Below are 16,472 nucleotides of genomic sequence, written 5' to 3'. Positions count from 1 at the left end.
GTTCGGATCAGCTCGCCAGCAGACGGTCGACCGCCTCGCGCGAGGAGCGGGTCATCGACAGCTCGCCGAAATCCTGGACCTCGTGCAGGTTGTCGAACATCGACAGGAAAAGGGCGCGCAGGTTCTGGCTGGTCATGCCGTGAAGCGCCGTGCCCGGATGGTAGGTCTCCATCTCGAGCCCGCCGACCCGGATCGTCGCATGGCGCTGCACCATCAGGTGATAGAGCTGCACGCCCCCGACGGGGGTCACCGGCACGATGCGGTCCCAGTCCGCCTCGCCGGCGACGGGCACCAGCACGCTGTCCTGGCCAAGCAGCGCCTTGAACCGCGGGCGGCTCACCACCATCCGCGCGGCCGGGCCCAGCAGCAGGTCGACGCCGGGACGGCCGAGCCCGAAGGCCTCTGCGGTGATCCGCGTGAGCGAGTCGAGGCCGCTGTCCTCGCTCGCCACGCCGGGCACGTAGGTGGTCGAGCCGATCCAGGTGATCGACTGCACCCCGCGGCTGGTTTCGATATAGTCGCCCGGAAGCAGGTCCTCGATGGCGACGGGGCCGCGCACTGTCTGGATCAGCGTTCCGCGGGCAAAGGCCGAGCAGGCGTCTTCGAAGAGCGGCAGCGCCGGGGCCACCTGCTGCTTCATCGAGAGCGACAGGTCGGGCAGCAAGGCGGCGACCTCGTACTTGCGCATGAGAGAGCCTGCGCGACGAGGCCGCCCGGTCCGGAGAGAAACCGGATTGCGAGAAACTGGCGAAAAATCATCTTCGCGGCGCCGGGCCGCGTGATGAACACTGGTCATATCAACATCCCTTGGCAGAGGCTGTCACATCCGTGCTGGCCCCCACCAACAACGACAGAAGGACGTCTAATCGACTGGCCTTGATCAGGCCGCATTCTGGCATTTCTGTCAAAATTTAGTGGAATTTCATCGGTCTGCAGGAGCCAATGCCGCAGCGGGAATGCGATTGTAGGGAAATCGAGAACCTCGCCGCCACAATTCGCCGGAGGCCCGGACGAATCGTGGCAAAGGATCCGGGACGGACCGGAGCCGCCCGCGCCTCAGAGGCGGATAGCAGAGATCAGCCGGCCGTAATCGGCCTCGCGCAGATGCGTCGCCCGGCGGAACGAGAAGAAGCGCTCGGCGTCGGTATAGGTGCAGTGGCGGGTCCATTCCGCCTCGACCCCGGCGGCGCGCAGCCGGTGCAGGCCATAGGCCGGAAGGTCGAACAACACGCGATCCCCCTTCCCGCCCGCGAAGAACCGTCCGTTCTGCGGATCCTCGAGCATGAACTCGTCGAAGAACTCGGGCCCGACCTCGTAGGCGCGCTGGCTGATCGTCGGCCCAATCACCGCACGGATGCCGTCGCGCGTCGCGCCGAGGGCGATCATCGCATCGACCGTCTCTTCCAGAACTCCGGCCTGCGCCCCGCGCCAGCCCGCGTGGGCGGCGCCGATCACCCCGGCCTCGGCATCGGCAAAGAGCACCGGCTGGCAGTCGGCGGTGAGCACGGCAAGCGCGATGCCCGGCTGGTTGGTCACCAGCCCGTCGGCCTCGGGGCGCGGCTCGGCCAGCGGGCCGGTCACGGTAACCACCCGCGGCGAATGCACCTGGCTCACGGTCACCAGCGCCTCGACCGGCACCTCCATGGCCTGCGCCACGCGGGATCGGTTGATCGCCACGATCTCGCGCTGGTCGGACGAGCCCGGTCCGCAGTTGAGCCCGGCGAACACCCCGGAGGACGCACCTCCCTTGCGGGTGAAGAACCCGTGTCTGAGCGGCGCGAGCGAGTCTGCGGTGATGATTTCGAGCGTCATGTATCCAATCCGGGCGGCGTCGGTGCGTCCGGCGCATGCAGCGCCAGAACCTTGAACAAACTTCCCATTTCACCGGGGTGCGTCAACCGGCGATGTGCGCTGACGTGGCTGTCGAGCGCAGCGCCGGAGAGCCGTGTGGCAAGCGCACGCGCCCGCTCGGTGATGCCGAGCCGCTCGAGGACCACGCCCTGCGCGGTCAGCGGCGCATGGCAGGCCGGGTCCGCGGCCCCTGCAAGCGCCCGGAAATCCACGTGGGCGGTCAGGTCCGCCTCGCCGGGCGCGTCGAGCGGATCGGTCTTGCGGTGCGCCCGCACCGCCTGCAGCGTATCGCCAAGGCTGCCCCAGTCACCGTAGTCGACGATGAGCGCAACCCCGCCATGACCCGCAACCCGCCGCCCGACCTCCTGCACGATGGCCTCGGCCGGGGCGCAGGTCTCGACCAGATCGCCCTGCCGGGTGTCCGCCAGCCGGTGCTCGAGCATGGCTTGCGGCGCGATGTCGGTGAGGCCGAAGGACAGGCGCCCCTCGTGCCAGCCCACCACGCGCTCGCGCCAGCCATCGCCGTCGCGCAGGAACTGACGGATCGGCAGGGCGTCGAAGAATTCGTTGGCAATCAGGAAGAGCGGCCCCTCGGGCAGGTCGGCAAGGCTGTCGTGCCAGCGCGGCGCAAAGCCTCCGAGCCGCTTGGCCTGCTCGGCGCGCAGCGTCGGCGAGGCCTCGACGAGGTGCAGCTCCGCCGCCTCGATCAGCCCCGGCACCGCCCGCATGGCGCGCAGTGCATCGGCCATCAGCGTGCCGCGCCCCGGCCCCAGCTCGGCGAGGATGATCCGAGAGGGGCAGCGCTGGTCCATCCAGCTCTGCGCCAGCGCGAGGCCGAGCAGCTCGCCGAACATCTGGCTGATCTCGGGGGCGGTGGTGAAATCGCCCTGCGCGCCCAGCGGATCGCGGGTGGTGTAATAGCCGTGCAGCGGGTGCAGCAGGCACCAGGTCATGTATTCGGCGACGGTCATCGGCCCCTCGGCCGCGATCCGCGCCTGAAGCAGCGGCAGCAGCGCGCTCATGCGCGCCGCCGCGCCCAGAGGATGAGGCCGACGCCCACGAGGAGCATCGGCAGCGACAGCATCTGGCCCATGGTCAGCCCGTAGCCGCCGACGTGCCACGCAAGGCCGAGCGGGTTGCCGGGCGAGACGAACTGCGCATCGGGCTGGCGCACGAACTCGACGAGGAAGCGCGCGATGCCGTAGCCCGCGAGGAAGACCCCGGCCAGCTGCCACGGCGTCTTCAGCCCGCCTTTGCGCAGCGCCAGCCAGAGCAGCAGCCCGCCGAGCAGCACGCCCTCCAGCAGCGCCTCGTAGATCTGCGAGGGATGCCGCGCGCACATCTCGCCGAGCGCCTGCCCGCAGGACTGCGCCGCCTCGCCGGGGAAGATCACCCCCCAGGGCAGCTCGGTCGGGCGGCCCCAGAGTTCGGCGTTGACGAAGTTGGCGATGCGCCCCAGCAGCAGGCCCGGCGGCACGGAAATCGCCAGCATGTCGGCGGTGGAGCCAAGCGGGATGCGGTTCTTCAGGCAGAAGCCGAGGAAACCGATCAGCACGCCGAGGAAGCCGCCGTGGAAGGACATGCCGCCGTGCCAGACCATCAGGATCTCGGCCGGGTGGGTCAGGTAGTAGGCGGGCTGGTAGAACAGCACGAAGCCGAGCCGCCCGCCGAGGATGATGCCCAGAATCACCCAGGTCAGCAGCTGCTCGACCTGCGCGGGGGTCATGGGGGGCGTGTCGCCCGGCCAGAGCCGGACGCGTTTCACCGCGGCGACGGCGATGCGCCAGCCGATGATGATGCCCGCGATATAGGCAAGCGCGTACCAGCGCAGGGCGAATTCCATGCCGAAGACCGAGATCGAGAAGACCTCGGAGGACAGGGGCGGAAAGGGAATGGCGGCTCTCATGCGCGATGTGTGCCGGGAGTTTCCGCGGGAAGTCAACCTTGTGACGGCGGGGTTCCCGGCCCATATAGAGGGCAAGCATATGACGGAGAGCCCAATGCAGACGCGCAACAAGGTATTCGAGGATCTCTCGCAGCTCATGACCAACGCGATGGGCGTGGCACAGGGCGCGAAGGAAGAGGCAGAAACGGCCGTGAAGTCGGTGATCGACCGCTGGCTGGCGGATCGCGACTTCGTGACCCGCGAGGAGTTCGACGCGGTCCGCGCCATGGCGCAGAAGGCCCGCGAGGAGAACGAGGCACTCAAGGCGCGGCTCGACGCGCTGGAGAAGGGTCAGGCCTGACCCGCGCCGGGCAGCCCGCCCTGTCTGAATCTTTGCCCCGGGGCGCTTTGCCCCGGGTCGCAGCCCGCGCGGCTCACCCCGCCTGCCGCTGCGCCACGAGATCGCCATCCGCCAGATCCGCCGGCGGGTAGAGCACGATCTCGTCCCCCTCCCCCAGCCCGTCCAGCACCTGCACCTGCGCGCCGTTGCCCTGCCCGAGCGTGACCGGCACCTGCTCGGCGCGCCCGCCCTCGACCCGGAACACCGCCCACTCCCCGCCCTCGCGGAAGGCGGCGCTTTGGGGAATCTGCAGCGTGTCCTGCGCCTCCCATGTGACGATCCGCGCCAGCACCCGGTAGCCGTGCCCCAGCGCCGCGCGCGTCTCGGGCGGGGCGGTGAAGCGCAGGATCACCCGCACGCGCTGCTCCTCGACCCCCAGCGCCGAGACCTCGGTGCTTCCCAACGGCGCGATGCGCTCGACCACGGCGTCGAGCGTGCCCAGCCCGCCCCAGTCGTCGAGCATCACCCGCGCGCCGGGCACCACCTGCACCGCGTCCGACGACAGGAGGTCCACCGCGACCTGCAGGTCCTCTTCGATATTGCCGATCTCGAGCACCGGCGCGCCGGCCCCGAGCGTGGTCTCGGATTCCTCGACGACGCGCAGGATGCGGCCATCGACCGGCGCGCGCAGCGGAATGTCCGAGGATCCAACCTCGACCAGCGCCTCGGCCAGCCCTTGGTCGTCGAAGCCGATGAGCTGCGCCTGCGCGTTGGCCAGTTCCGCCTCGCGCATCGCCACCGCGGCGCGCGAGGTCTCGAGCCGCGCCTGCGCCGCCAGCGCCGCGGTGCGCGCCTGATCGAGCGCCGCGGTCGAGATCGTGCCGCGCGCCGCCAGCGCCTTGGCCCGGTCGTGGTCCGAGACCGACAGCTCCACGTCCGCCTGCGCCGCGTTCACCTCGGCCTTGGCCTGCAGCAGCGCCGCCTGCGCCGCGGCCACTGCCGCCCGCGCCTGCTCGCGGGTGCGCAGGTCCAGCACCGAGGGCGCGGCGGGCCGCATGTGCGCCACGACGTCACCCTGCTTCACCGCGTCGCCGTCCACTCCCTGCACCCGCAGCAGCCGCCCGGCGACCGGGGTCGTCACCACGTAGACGTCGCGCACCTCGGTCTTGCCCTCCTCGTCGATGGTCACCACCAGCGGGCCGCGCGTGACCCTGCCGATGTCCACCAGCTCGGGGCGCGGCCAGAAGGCGGCGGCCAACGCCAGCCCGAGCAGAAGCGCAAGGCCGAGGCCGAGGAACAGGCGCGTTCGGTTGCGGGGGCGGTTCGATGCCATGAGGTCAGTCCCGTGCCTTGAGTGCCGCGACGAGGTCGGCGCGGTCCACGTCGCGTTTCACCAGCAGCCCCGACAGCACCGCGCCCGAGATCACCACCAGCGCGGCGAATCCGAAGGCGGCGGGCCGGAAGACCACCGAGATGGTGTAGAGGTCCGAGGAATAGGCGGCGGCGAGCATGTGCGCGATGCCCCAGCCGAGAAGCGCGCCGCAGGGCAGCGCGAGCAGCGTCACCAGCCCGAGCTCGCCCAGCAGCACGTAGGCCGCCTCGCCTCTGGAAAAGCCGATCACCCGCAGGCTGGCGAGGTCATGCGCCCGCTCGGCCAGCGCGATGCGGGCGGCGTTGTAGATGATGCCGAAGGTGATGGTGAAGGCCACCGCCGCCATGACGAAGCGCGTCGCCCCGGTGCCCTGGTTCATCACCCGCTCAAAGGCCTCGCGCGCCTCGGACTTGAGGCTCACCCCGGCCACCACCGGCAGGTCGCGCAGCCACGCCTGCACTGCCTCGGCTTGCGCCGGGTCGAGACGCAGCGCGGCGGTCGAGATGCGGCCCGGCTCGAACAGGGCGCGGTCCAGCGCCTCGAGCGCCATGTAGGCGGGCGCGCCGAGCACTGTCTCCGAGACGCCGGTGACCGGCAGGCGCAGCACCGGCTGCGCGCCCTCGCGCACCTCCACCGTCAGCACGTCCCCCGCCCGTGCCTTCAGCTTCCGCGCCAGAGCCGAGCTCAGCACCAGCCCCGGCCCGTCCAGCGCGATCGGCGCAAAGTCCGGCGTCAGCGCGCGGACAAGCTCGGGCTCGGGCGGCAGTCCGGTGATCGCGCCGCGATGGGTCAGGCGGCCATTGCGCAGCACCACCGGCACCGAGCGCGTGCCCTCGACGCGCAGCACGCCCGGATGCCGCGCGAGCTCCAGCAGGGTCTTCTGCGACACGGCATGGGTGAAGGTCACGCTCGCCTCCGACCGGTCGAGCACGTCGAAGCTGAGCGCCACCGCCTGGTTGAAGCCCGCGTGGATGGTCAGCATCCCGACCGAGAGCCCCATGCCGAAGGTGATCCCGACCACCGCCCCCAGCATGCGGAACGGGGTCCGGGTGAAGCGGCGCAGCACCATGCGCGTCGGCTGGTCGAGCCGGCTGACCGCCCGCGCCCACCTTCCGGCGCGGCGATAGTCGGCGGGGGTCGGAGGGCGCATCGCCTCGGCCGGCTGCAGCGCGAAGATGCGGCGCAGCACCACCGCGCCGCCCGCCGCGGCGGCCAGCACGCTTACCACCAACCCCAGCGCCAGCGCGCCGGGATCGAGCCGGAAGACGAGGAAGGGGAACTTGTAGAAATGCAGGTAGAGCTGCACCATTGCCCGCCCGCCGAGGATGCCCAGCAGCGCCCCCAGCAGCGCCCCGGCGACCGCGATCGCCAGCACCAGCTTGAGGTAATGCGCGCCGATCTCGGTCCCGCGGTAGCCGAAGGCCTTCAGCAGCCCGATCTCCTCGCGTTCGGCCTGCACCATGCGGGCGATGACGATGTTGAGCAGGAAGGCCGCGATGCCGAGGAAGACAGGCGGGATCGCCGCCGCCGTGTCGCGCAGCCCGCTGATCTCCTCCGACACGAAGCGGTGCGAGAACTGGTCCTCGCGGTCGTAGGCCCCCGCCGCGCCCCAGGGCTTCAGCACCCGGTCGAGCGCCGCGATCACCCCGCGCGGCTCGGTGCCCCGGGTGAGCGTGACGAGGAACTCGGAATAGGCGCCCTTCATGTCGAAGGCGGCGGCGAGCGAGGTCTGCGACATCCACAGCACGGCGAAGCGCGCGTCATCCGGCACCATCTCTCCCGGCGCGGCGGCGTAGAGGAATTCGGGCGACCGGGCGAGCCCGGTGATCCTGAGCCCGCGGCGCACGCCGTTCATCACCACCTGCAGCCGGTCCCCCGGCCTCAGCCCATGCGCCGCCGCGAAGGTGTCGAGCAGCACCACCTCTTCGGGCGCGCCGGGCTCGAAGAGCCGCCCCTGCTGCAGGCGGATGGCGTTGAGCGCCGGCTCCGCGTGATCGGGCAGCGACAGCGCCCGCGCCGACACCGGCACCGCCCTGCCCGGCAGTTCGACCCGCGCCATGCCAGGGACGCGGCCCTCGGCCCGCGCCACGCCGGGGATCGCCGCGACCTGATGCAGGACGTGGGCGGGCGCGCGGGTCACCGGCGCGAAGACCTCGGCGAAGCGGTAGCGCTCGTAATAGCCGCGGCGGGTCTCGTCGAGCGTGACCACCAGCCCCGCCATCATCACCTGCATCATCACGCCGAGCGCCATGACCACCGCGATCGCCGTCGCCTGCCCCTTCATCCGCCAGAGGTCGCGCGAGAGCTTGCGGTCGAGCGTGCTCATCGCCTCACCACTCGATCTCGGCCGCGGCGCGCGGCGCGTCGTTGCGCTCGACCGAGCGGATCGCCCCGTCGGCGAAGCGGATCACCCGGTGGGCCATCCCGGCGGTGGCGGCGGCATGGGTGACGATCATCACCGTGGTGCCGAGGCTGCGGTTGAGCAGCTGCAGCACCGCCAGCACCTCACGCCCCGTCGCGCTGTCGAGCGCCCCGGTCGGCTCGTCGCAGAGCAGCACCTCCGGCCGCTTGGCGACCGCGCGGGCGATGGCGACGCGCTGCTGCTCGCCGCCCGAAAGCTGGCTCGGAAAATGGTCCTTGCGCGTGCCGAGCCCGACCAGCGTCAGCGCCTCCTCCGGCGTCATCGGATCGCGCGCGATCTCGGTCACCAGCGCCACGTTCTCCGCGGCGGTGAGCGAGGGCATGAGGTTGTAGAACTGGAAGACGAAGCCCAGGTGGTCGCGCCGGTAGCGGGTGAGCGCCCGGTCCGGCATGGCGGTCAGCTCCTCGCCGCGGAACCACGCCCTGCCCGCGCTGGGGCGGTCGAGCCCGCCGAGGATGTTGAGCAGCGTCGACTTGCCGCTGCCCGAGGGGCCGAGCAGCACGGTGATCTCGCCCGGCGGCAGCTCGAGGTCGACGCCGCGCAGCGCATGTACGGCGGACGCGCCCTCGCCATAGACGCGGGTCAGCCCCTCGGCCCGGTAGATCGGCAGCTGCTTCGGCACGCGCGGCCCTCCTCTGCCGCCACCCTAGGGCAGGTCCGCGCCCGTTGTCTTGAGCCGGATCAAATGCTTCGCCCTCAGCCGGGCCGCGCCAGCGCCTTCGCCTCGTCGAGCAGCGCCTGCAGCACCGGCGTGTAGGGCTCCTGCCACGGCGCGATCAGCCCGACCTCGTGCGCCCGGCTGTCGGCGGCCAGCGGCACCAGCGACAGCGGCTTGCCCTCGGCGAGGAAGCGCGCGAGGTCGGTCGGCAGGATCGTCACCCAGTCGCCGGTCAGCACGTTGCTCACGAGCACCACGGTGGAGTTCGACTCGATCGGCGAGACCGGCTCGACCCCGGCCTCCATGAACTGGCGGTTGATGATCCGGCGGTTCTGCATCTCCGGGGTCAGCAGGCACAGCTTCAGCCCGTCCAGCTCCCGCCAGTCGAGCGCCTTGCGCCGGGCCAGCGGGTGATCCTCGCGGCAGACGAGGTGATAGGCCTCGCGGTAGAGCGGGCGCGTCGTGACCCGGCCCAGCGGCTCGTTGTCGAGATAGGAGATGCCGGCGTCGATCTCGAGGTCGTCGAGCATCGCGAGGATGTCGGCCGAGGCGCGCGAGAGCACGGTGAAGGTCACCCGCGGGTGGCGCTCGTTGAACCGCGCAGCCAGCGTCGAGGCCCAGGTCAGCGCGGTGGGGATCACCGCCAGCCGCAGGTGCCCCGCCAGCCCCTCGCGCGAGGCGCGCATCTCGTCGCGCAGGCGGCGCGTGTCGCCGACAATCTGCCGCGCCCAGACCAGCGCGCGCTGTCCTTCGGGGGTCAGCCCGCCAAAGCGCGAGCCCCGCTGCACCAGCTTGACCCCGAGCTGTTCCTCGAGCTGGCGGATGCCCGTGGACAGGGTCGGCTGGGTGATGCCGAGGCTGAGCGCAGCCCGGCCGAAGTGCTTTTCCCGGGCGAGCGCGATGAACATTTCAAGCTTGGCAATCATGCGGACCGATCGAGATGTCTGATTTCGATCAGGATCACCTATCGTGCTTTCACGCGCAACGACAGCGCGGCACCGGCGGGACAAATTCGCGGAAGGGTGGTGATCCCGACAGGATTCGAACCTGTAACCTGCCCCTTAGGAGGGGGCTGCTCTATCCAGTTGAGCCACGGGACCGTCCGCCCTCCATTAGCGCGGGAGTACGGCGTTGTCACCCACCAAGCGGAAATTCCTCCGCGTCGCGGCTTGTGCTTGTAAGCCCCGGCAGAAAGGCTAACATTCAGGCATTTAGAGCTTTGGAGGAGCCGCCCGTGGCCGATACCGATCCCCGTCCCCTCACCCTCAGAGACGTCTCCGAAGCCTCCGGTGTGTCCGAGATGACCGTGAGCCGGGTGCTGCGCAACCGCGGGGACGTGTCCGAGGCAACCCGGGCCAAGGTGCTCGAGGCGGCCAAGGCGCTCGGCTACGTGCCCAACAAGATCGCGGGCGCGCTCGCCAGCCAGCGGGTGAACCTCGTCGCGGTTATCATCCCCTCGATGCGCAACATGGTCTTCCCCGAGGTGATGGCCGGCATCGCCTCGGTGCTCGAGGACACCGAGCTGCAGCCGGTCGTCGGCATCACCGACTACCTTCCCGAGAAGGAAGAGCGCGTGCTCTACGAGATGCTGTCGTGGCGGCCCTCCGGGGTGATCATCGCCGGGCTCGAGCACACCGAGGCGGCCAAGGCGATGCTGAAGGCCAGCGGCATTCCCGTGGTCGAGATCATGGACATCGACGGCACGCCGGTGGATTGCGCCGTCGGCATCTCGCACCGCCGCGCCGGGCGCGAGATGGCCAAGGCGATCCTGCGCGCCGGCTACCAGAAGATCGGCTTCCTCGGCACCAAGATGCCGCTCGACCACCGCGCGCGGAAACGCTTCGAAGGCTTCACCGAGGCGCTGGCGAAGAGCGGCGTCGAGGTGGTGGACCAGGAGTTCTACTCGGGCGGCTCCGCGCTGAAGAAGGGCCGCGAGATGACGCAGGCCATCCTCGAGCGCGAGCCGGAGATTGATTTCCTCTACTATTCCAATGACATGATCGGTGCTGGCGGGCTGCTCTACCTGATGGAGCAGGGGCGCAAGATTCCCGCCGAGATCGGGCTCGCCGGGTTCAACGGCGTCGAGCTGCTGCAGGGCCTTCCGAAACAGCTGGCGACCATGGATGCGCACCGGGCCGAGATCGGACGCAAGGCCGCCGAGATCATCGCCTCGCGCGTCGAGAACCCCGATGCCGAGTACGAGCGCATCGTCGAGCTGACCCCCAAGATCGCCTACGGCGACACGCTGCGCCGCTGACGCTCAGAGCAGGGGGCGCAGCGCGGGTTCCTCGACATCGGCCATGGCAAGCTCTGCCATGCCCTCGGCGTCGCTGACATGCAGCTCGCCCTCGGTCCATTCGGCGAGGCCCCGCTTCCGCAGCCGCGCCAGCGTCTTGTTGGTGTGCACCAGCGACAGGCCGAGCGCGTCCGCCAGATCCTGCTGGCGGTAGGGCAGCGGCACCCGCTCCCCCTGCCCGATCCCCAGCTCCGTCAGCCGCCGGTAGATCTTGAGCAGCGCCCAGGCCACCCGCTCCGCCGCGTCGCGCTGGCCGACGGAGGCAAGCGTCTCGCCTAGGAAATGCTCCTCGGACGCGGCGATCCAGGTCACGTCGTAGGCGAGCGACGGCTGCTTGCGGTAGAGGGTCCAGAGATCGGCCCGGTTGAACACGCAGAGCCGCATCGCGCTCGTCGCCTGCACCGAGTGTTTCATCTCGCCCAGCAAGCCCGCCTGCAGCCCGGTCAGATCGCCCGGCAGCAGGAAGTTGATCACCTGCCTGCGGCCGTTCTCGAGCGTCTTGTAACGTAGCCCCATGCCCTCGAGCACGGTGTAGATCTGCGGCGAGTTCGCCCCCTCGATCAGCAGGTGCGTGCCCGGATCGACGCTCAGTTCCCCGACCTTGAACCTTTCCATGAAGGCCAGCTCGTCCTCCTCGAAGGACCGGAACAGCGCCTTGCGACGCAGCGGGCAGCTCTTGCAGGAAATCTGACGCATCTCGGCCTCCTATGTCGCAGATTAATGCGCCCCCGGCCGATTGGTTCCAGATTGGACGCTTCGAGAGGAGACCGCGAATGATTCCCGATGACCTGCCCGGGACCCCGCCGGGTTTTCTCGTGCTGCTCAATGACCCCTTCGTCGCCGAGGACGTGGCGCGCAGCATCTCCGAACATGACCCGAGCGCGCGCGTGGTCTGCGCGCAGTCCGCGGAGGCGGCGCTGCTGCTCGTCCAGTCCGAGGGGCATATCGGCGTCGCGCTGCTGCAGATGGCGCCGGACGAGGTTCCGCGCAGCCCGCTCGGCCAGCTCCTGCACGCCGCGGGCACCCGGATCGCGCTGGCCGGGGACGCTGCGGAACAGCAGGGCGAGCATTGCGCCTACGAGGTGCTGCAGCGCCCGTTCAACAGCGCCGAGCTCTTGCGCACGCTGAGCCGCGCGCGCCCGGCCTGACCCCCGGCACCAGGACGCGGGCCCTGTCATGGGCCCGTCACATGGGAACACTAGGACTCGGGTGTCCTTGACGAGTACCGCGGTTGCCTTGCGGGTTTTCCCCGTTTTCCCCCCGGTCAGAACGACAAGTGTTTTCATGAAGAAAGGGGTGGCGCTGGCGCCACCCCTTATTTGTTTCAAGACCTCGGGTCGCGCTTACTTCAGCGCCTCGTCGGTGATCGCATGGGTCCAGGCGGCCTCGCCCGGGTCCTTGGTGATCACCGGGTCCGCGCCGGCGCTCAGCAGCACCTCGACGGTGCGGGTGAAATCGGCCGGGTCCAGCGCGCCGTTCGAGCCGGCGGTCAGCTTGGCGATCTCGCCCATCATGCGTTTCTGGTGCTCTTCGGTCTGCGCTCCGGTCTCGTCGTTCTCGAGCACGATGTCGGCCGCCTCGTCCGGGTTCTCCTCGGCGTATTTCCAGCCCTTCATCGAGGCGCGCACGAAACGCACCAGCTTGTCGGTCATCGCCGGGTCGGCAAGGTTCGCCTCGGTGGTGTAGAGCCCGTCCTCGAGCGTCGCGATGCCCTCGTCCTGGTACTTGAAGACCACGAGGTCCTCGGGCTTCAGCCCCGCGTCGATCACCTGCCAGTACTCGTTGTAGGTCATGGTGGTGGCGCATTCGACCTGCTTCTGCAGCAGCGGATCGACGTTGAAGTTGATCTTCTGGATGGTCACGCCGCCCTCGGAGCCGTCGGTCTTGTAGCCGAGCTTGGACATCCAGGAATAGAGCGGCAGCTCGTTGCCGAAGAACCAGGTGCCGAGCGTGTGGCCGGGGAAGTCGGCCGGGCTCTCGATGCCGTGCTCCTTGAGGCAGGTCAGCATCAGCCCCGAGGACTTGAAGGGCTGCGCGATGTTGACGATCGGCGCGCCGTTCTCGCGGGCGGCGAGGGCCGAGGGCAGCCAGTCGACCATCACGTCGGCGCCGCCGCCCAGCAGCACCTGCACCGGGGCGATGTCCGGCCCGCCCGGCTTGATCGTCACGTCGAGGTTCTCTTCCTCGTAGAAGCCCTTCTCGGCGGCCACGTAGTAGCCGGCGAACTGGGCCTGGGTCACCCACTTGAGCTGCAGCGTCAGCTCGTCCGCCGCCTGGGCACCGCCCGCCGCGAGCAGCATCGCCGAGGCGATCCCCCATCCGGTAAACTTGGTCATCAGTCTCTCCTGTTGCATTGCGCGTTTCTTTGTCTTTGCACCGCAGGTTGCTGTTTCACCGGCCCCGCTGCGACGGGTGCCAGAAGGTCGCGGCGCGTTCGATCAGCGCCACGCCGCCGTAGAAGGCCGAGCCCGCAAGCGCGGCCACCACGATCTCTGCCCACACGAGGTCGAGCTGCAGGAGCCCGACGCTGGTGGAAATCCGAAAGCCCATGCCGGTGATCGGCGAGCCGAAGAACTCGGCCACGATGGCGCCGATCAGCGCGAGGGTGGAGGCGATCTTCAGCCCGTTGAAGATGAAGGGCAGCGCCGCCGGCAGGCGCAGCTTCCACAGGCTCGTCCAGTAGCCCGCGGCATAGGTGCGCATGAGGTCGCGCTGCATGGCGCTGGTGTCCCCCAGCCCCTCGACCGCGTTGACCAGCACCGGGAAGAACACCATCACCACCACGACCGCCGCCTTCGACTGCCAGTCGAAACCGAACCACATGACGAGGATCGGCGCGATGCCGATGATCGGCAGCGCCGCGACGAAGTTGCCCACCGGCAAGAGGCCGCGGCGGAGGAAGTCGAAGCGGTCCACCACGACCGCGGTCAGCAGCGCCGCGCCGCAGCCGAGCACGTAGCCGGTGAGCGCGCCCTTCAGCACGGTCTGCACGAAGTCCTGCCAGAGCACCGCGCCCGACTGGGCGAAACGCGCCGCGATCACCGAGGGCGCGGGCAGCAGCACCGGCGAGATGCCGAAGCCGCGCACCACCGCCTCCCAGACGAAGACCAGCGTCAGGCCGAAGATCACCGGCACCGCCAGCGCCGCGGCGCGGCTCCTGCTCTTCGACAGCCGGATGTTCGCCGCGAGCCCCAGCGCCCAGACGGCCAGCCCTGCGAGTATCCAGCTCATGCCATGCCCATCCGCTTGAGGGTGATGCGCTGGATGAGCCCGATCAGCCCCACCAGCGCCGCCGCCAGCGCCGCCGCCATCAGCAGCGCCGACCAGATCTGGATGGTCTGGCCGTAGTAGCTGCCCGCGAGAAGCCGCGCGCCGAGCCCGGCCACTGCGCCGGTCGGCAGCTCGCCGACGATGGCACCGACGAGGCTCGCCGCCATGGCGATCTTCATCGAGGCGAAGAGATAGGGCATCGAGGCCGGCAGCCGCAGCCGCCGGAACTCCTGCGCGCGCGTGGCGCTCCAGGTGCGCATCTGGTCGAGCTGCATGGCGTCCGGGCTGCGCAGCCCCTTCACCATGCCGACGACCACCGGGAAGAACGACAGGTACATCGAGATCATCGCCTTCGGCAGCAGGCCCGAGATGCCCATGGCGTTCAGCACCACGATGATCATCGGCGCGATGGCAAGGATCGGGATGGTCTGGCTGGCGATCACCCAAGGCATCACCGAGCGGTCCATCACCCGGTTGTAGACGATGCCCACCGCCAGCGCGAAGCCGAGCAGCGTGCCGAGGCCGAAGCCTAGCACCGTCGCGCTCATCGTCACCCAGGCGTGGTAGACGAGGCTGCGTTTCGAAGTGGGCTTCTTCATCACCACCGTGTCCCAGAGCTCGGCCGCCACCTGGTGCGGCGCGGGCAGCTTGGGCTTGTCCTGCGCCCAGGTCTCGGCGATCAGCTCAGAGGTGGTCAGCACGCGGTCCTGCCGCGCCGCCTGGTCGAGCACCCATTGCCGGTTGAGCATCACCGCGGCGCCGTACCAGATCACCAGGATGGCCAGCACGACGGTCAGGACGGGAAGGACCTTCCTCATCGCGCCCACTCCATCCGCAGCTCGGGCGACTCATGCGGCGGCTCGGGATCGACCGCGCCCGCCTCGACGAAGCCCTCGCGCGCGTAGAAGCGCCGCGCCGCCTCGTTGGCCACATGCGTGTGCAGGAAGAGCCGGTCGCGCCCTTCCTTTGCCTTGTCCATCAGCGCCTTGCCCAGCCCCGCGCCGCTGCGCGCGCAGTAGAGCGCCCCGACCTTGCCCGCCCCGGGGTCGACCGAAAGATACCCTTCGACCGGATCGCCGATCACCCAGATCTCGCGCTCGGGGAAGGCCTCGCGCAGGAAGCCCTCGACCTCCTCGGCGCTGTGCACGCGCGGGAACCACGCCGTGGCGTCGATCCAGCCGTTCACCACCGCCGCGCAGGCGGGAATGTCGGCCTCGGTGGCGCGCCTCACTGTTCGTTCGCCATAAGTCATAGCAGGCGCCAAATGCCCCTTGGATCGACCTTGGTCAATTTTCCTCGGTGAGCTAGCCGCTGCGCCGCCCAGCGCATGTCGTATTGCCAAGTATAAAAGAGGTCGCCCGAAGCCCTCAGCTGCTGTTCGTGTCTGGACCAAATCTCTTTGGCAACCTCTGGTACTGTGCCTTGTCCACCCAAGTGCTTAAGCACCGCTTCAACAATGGCCACCAGATCACTTCTCACAAGGTTCATTGCGCGCTCCGCTCCCAATAGTCAGTCATAGGCGTGCCCCGCCCGCAGCCCCTCGCGCACGCGGTGGGCGATCTCGAGGAATTCCGGCGTGTCGCGGATCTCCAGCGGGCGCTCCCTCGGCAGCGGGCTTTCGATGATGTCGGTGATCCGGCCCGGGCGCGGCGACATGACCACGATCCGGGTCGAGAGATACACCGCCTCGGGGATCGAGTGGGTGACGAAGCAGATGGTCTTCTCGGTCCGCGCCCAGAGCTCGAGCAGCTGCTGGTTGAGGTGGTCGCGCACGATCTCGTCGAGCGCCCCGAAGGGCTCGTCCATCAGCAGGATGTCGGCGTCGAAGGCCAGCGCGCGAGCGATCGAGGCGCGCTGCTGCATGCCGCCCGAGAGCTGCCAGGGGTATTTCTTCTCGAAGCCCGAAAGCTCGACCATATCGAGCACGCGCTTCACCCGCTCGGCCTGCTCGGCCTTGGGATAGCCCATGATCTCGAGCGGCAGGCGGATGTTGCCGCCGATGGTGCGCCAGGGGTAGAGGCCAGCCGCCTGGAAGACGTAGCCATAGGCGCGTGCCTTGCGCGCCGCCTCGGGGCTCACGCCGTTGACCAGCACCGTGCCGGAGGTCGGCGTCTCGAGGTCGGCCATCACCCGCAGGAAGGTGGTCTTGCCGCAGCCCGAGGGACCGATGAAGGAGACGAAGTCGCCCTTGCCGATCTTCAGGTCCACGTCCTTCAGCGCCTGTACCGGGCCGTCGTTCGTCTCGTAGACGAGGTTCAGCCCCTCGGCCGAGATCACCGTCTGTGCCGGCATGGCACCCGCCGCCGGGGCGACCGCTTTCTGTGTCATCATCTTCGTCTTCCCTGTGCGGGGCGGGGGCGTCTTCTGGCCCCCTGCCC

At 69.4% G+C, this 16,472-nt stretch carries 18 protein-coding genes and 1 tRNA gene; 3 read left to right on the top strand and 16 right to left on the bottom strand.

What is annotated here, in order from left to right:
• Window positions 1–7 precede the first annotated feature (7 nt).
• The 4 genes from PVT71_RS07845 to lgt form a co-directional block, all read right to left on the bottom strand.
• Entirely contained in the window at window positions 8–688 is a 681-nt protein-coding gene (locus tag PVT71_RS07845) for a Hint domain-containing protein (protein WP_353471240.1), read from the bottom strand.
• 368 nt (window positions 689–1,056) lie between these two features.
• Window positions 1,057–1,812 (bottom strand): peptidoglycan editing factor PgeF, encoded by a 756-nt coding sequence (gene pgeF / locus PVT71_RS07840; RefSeq protein ID WP_353471239.1) that lies wholly within the window; start codon window positions 1,810–1,812, stop codon window positions 1,057–1,059.
• Complete coding sequence (locus PVT71_RS07835) at window positions 1,809–2,873, bottom strand: SAM-dependent methyltransferase (RefSeq protein WP_353471238.1); 1,065 nt, start codon at window positions 2,871–2,873, stop codon at window positions 1,809–1,811. Before PVT71_RS07835 ends, pgeF begins: the two co-directional genes overlap by 4 nt.
• Complete coding sequence (gene lgt / locus PVT71_RS07830; RefSeq protein ID WP_353471237.1) at window positions 2,870–3,757, bottom strand: prolipoprotein diacylglyceryl transferase; 888 nt, start codon at window positions 3,755–3,757, stop codon at window positions 2,870–2,872. Before lgt ends, PVT71_RS07835 begins: the two co-directional genes overlap by 4 nt.
• A gap of 94 nt (window positions 3,758–3,851) precedes the next feature.
• Here lgt and PVT71_RS07825 point away from each other — a divergent pair, with 94 nt between their 5' ends.
• A complete protein-coding gene (locus tag PVT71_RS07825) occupies window positions 3,852–4,097 on the top strand; it encodes an accessory factor UbiK family protein (protein ID WP_353471236.1) in 246 nt (81 codons plus the stop codon).
• Window positions 4,098–4,170: 73 nt separating this feature from the next.
• On the opposite strand, the gene PVT71_RS07820 is transcribed toward PVT71_RS07825, so the two are convergent.
• The 5 genes from PVT71_RS07820 to PVT71_RS07800 form a co-directional block, all read right to left on the bottom strand.
• Window positions 4,171–5,409 (bottom strand): HlyD family efflux transporter periplasmic adaptor subunit, encoded by a 1,239-nt coding sequence (locus tag PVT71_RS07820; protein WP_353471235.1) that lies wholly within the window; start codon window positions 5,407–5,409, stop codon window positions 4,171–4,173.
• Between the two features lie 4 nt (window positions 5,410–5,413).
• Entirely contained in the window at window positions 5,414–7,774 is a 2,361-nt protein-coding gene (locus PVT71_RS07815) for an FtsX-like permease family protein (RefSeq protein ID WP_353471234.1), read from the bottom strand.
• A gap of 4 nt (window positions 7,775–7,778) precedes the next feature.
• Window positions 7,779–8,492, bottom strand: coding sequence for an ABC transporter ATP-binding protein (locus PVT71_RS07810; protein WP_353471233.1), 714 nt, complete (start codon window positions 8,490–8,492; stop codon window positions 7,779–7,781).
• A 74-nt stretch (window positions 8,493–8,566) separates the two neighbouring features.
• Entirely contained in the window at window positions 8,567–9,454 is an 888-nt protein-coding gene (locus PVT71_RS07805) for a LysR family transcriptional regulator (protein ID WP_353471232.1), read from the bottom strand.
• A 97-nt stretch (window positions 9,455–9,551) separates the two neighbouring features.
• Window positions 9,552–9,628: transfer RNA gene (locus tag PVT71_RS07800), tRNA-Arg, on the bottom strand.
• Window positions 9,629–9,762: 134 nt separating this feature from the next.
• On the opposite strand from PVT71_RS07800, the gene PVT71_RS07795 reads away from it, so the two are divergent.
• Window positions 9,763–10,785 (top strand): LacI family DNA-binding transcriptional regulator, encoded by a 1,023-nt coding sequence (locus PVT71_RS07795; protein ID WP_353471231.1) that lies wholly within the window; start codon window positions 9,763–9,765, stop codon window positions 10,783–10,785.
• Window positions 10,786–10,788: 3 nt separating this feature from the next.
• Here the strand turns inward: PVT71_RS07795 and PVT71_RS07790 are convergent, their stop codons facing one another.
• Window positions 10,789–11,520 carry a Crp/Fnr family transcriptional regulator gene (locus PVT71_RS07790; RefSeq protein ID WP_353471230.1) on the bottom strand — a complete coding sequence of 244 codons (732 nt, stop codon included), beginning with the start codon at window positions 11,518–11,520 and terminating at the stop codon, window positions 10,789–10,791.
• Between the two features lie 77 nt (window positions 11,521–11,597).
• Between PVT71_RS07790 and PVT71_RS07785 the strand changes: the two genes are divergently transcribed.
• A complete protein-coding gene (locus tag PVT71_RS07785) occupies window positions 11,598–11,972 on the top strand; it encodes a hypothetical protein (RefSeq protein WP_353471229.1) in 375 nt (124 codons plus the stop codon).
• Window positions 11,973–12,167: 195 nt separating this feature from the next.
• On the opposite strand, the gene PVT71_RS07780 is transcribed toward PVT71_RS07785, so the two are convergent.
• Genes PVT71_RS07780 through PVT71_RS07755 form a run of 6 tightly spaced genes read right to left on the bottom strand, consistent with a single transcriptional unit; the run spans window position 12,168 to window position 16,422 of the window.
• Complete coding sequence (locus PVT71_RS07780; protein WP_353471228.1) at window positions 12,168–13,160, bottom strand: ABC transporter substrate-binding protein; 993 nt, start codon at window positions 13,158–13,160, stop codon at window positions 12,168–12,170.
• 55 nt (window positions 13,161–13,215) lie between these two features.
• Window positions 13,216–14,055, bottom strand: a complete 840-nt coding sequence (locus PVT71_RS07775) for an ABC transporter permease (protein WP_353471227.1) — start codon at window positions 14,053–14,055, stop codon at window positions 13,216–13,218.
• The gene (locus PVT71_RS07770) at window positions 14,052–14,912 is read right to left on the bottom strand and encodes an ABC transporter permease subunit (protein ID WP_353471226.1); all 861 of its coding nucleotides are present in this window, start codon (window positions 14,910–14,912) and stop codon (window positions 14,052–14,054) included. The genes PVT71_RS07775 and PVT71_RS07770 overlap by 4 nt, the downstream gene beginning before the upstream one ends.
• Window positions 14,909–15,325 carry a GNAT family N-acetyltransferase gene (locus PVT71_RS07765; RefSeq protein WP_353471225.1) on the bottom strand — a complete coding sequence of 139 codons (417 nt, stop codon included), beginning with the start codon at window positions 15,323–15,325 and terminating at the stop codon, window positions 14,909–14,911. The genes PVT71_RS07770 and PVT71_RS07765 overlap by 4 nt, the downstream gene beginning before the upstream one ends.
• Before the next feature lie 17 nt (window positions 15,326–15,342).
• Window positions 15,343–15,582, bottom strand: coding sequence for a hypothetical protein (locus tag PVT71_RS07760; protein ID WP_353471224.1), 240 nt, complete (start codon window positions 15,580–15,582; stop codon window positions 15,343–15,345).
• A gap of 21 nt (window positions 15,583–15,603) precedes the next feature.
• Window positions 15,604–16,422 (bottom strand): ABC transporter ATP-binding protein, encoded by an 819-nt coding sequence (locus PVT71_RS07755; RefSeq protein WP_353473853.1) that lies wholly within the window; start codon window positions 16,420–16,422, stop codon window positions 15,604–15,606.
• Window positions 16,423–16,472 lie beyond the last annotated feature (50 nt).

It is taken from the genome of Salipiger sp. H15, from assembly GCF_040409955.1.
In the GTDB taxonomy this organism is placed as follows: Bacteria; Pseudomonadota; Alphaproteobacteria; order Rhodobacterales; family Rhodobacteraceae; genus Salipiger.
The sequence above is the reverse complement of the archived record's forward strand: the minus strand, read 5'-3'. Positions and strand labels throughout refer to the sequence as shown.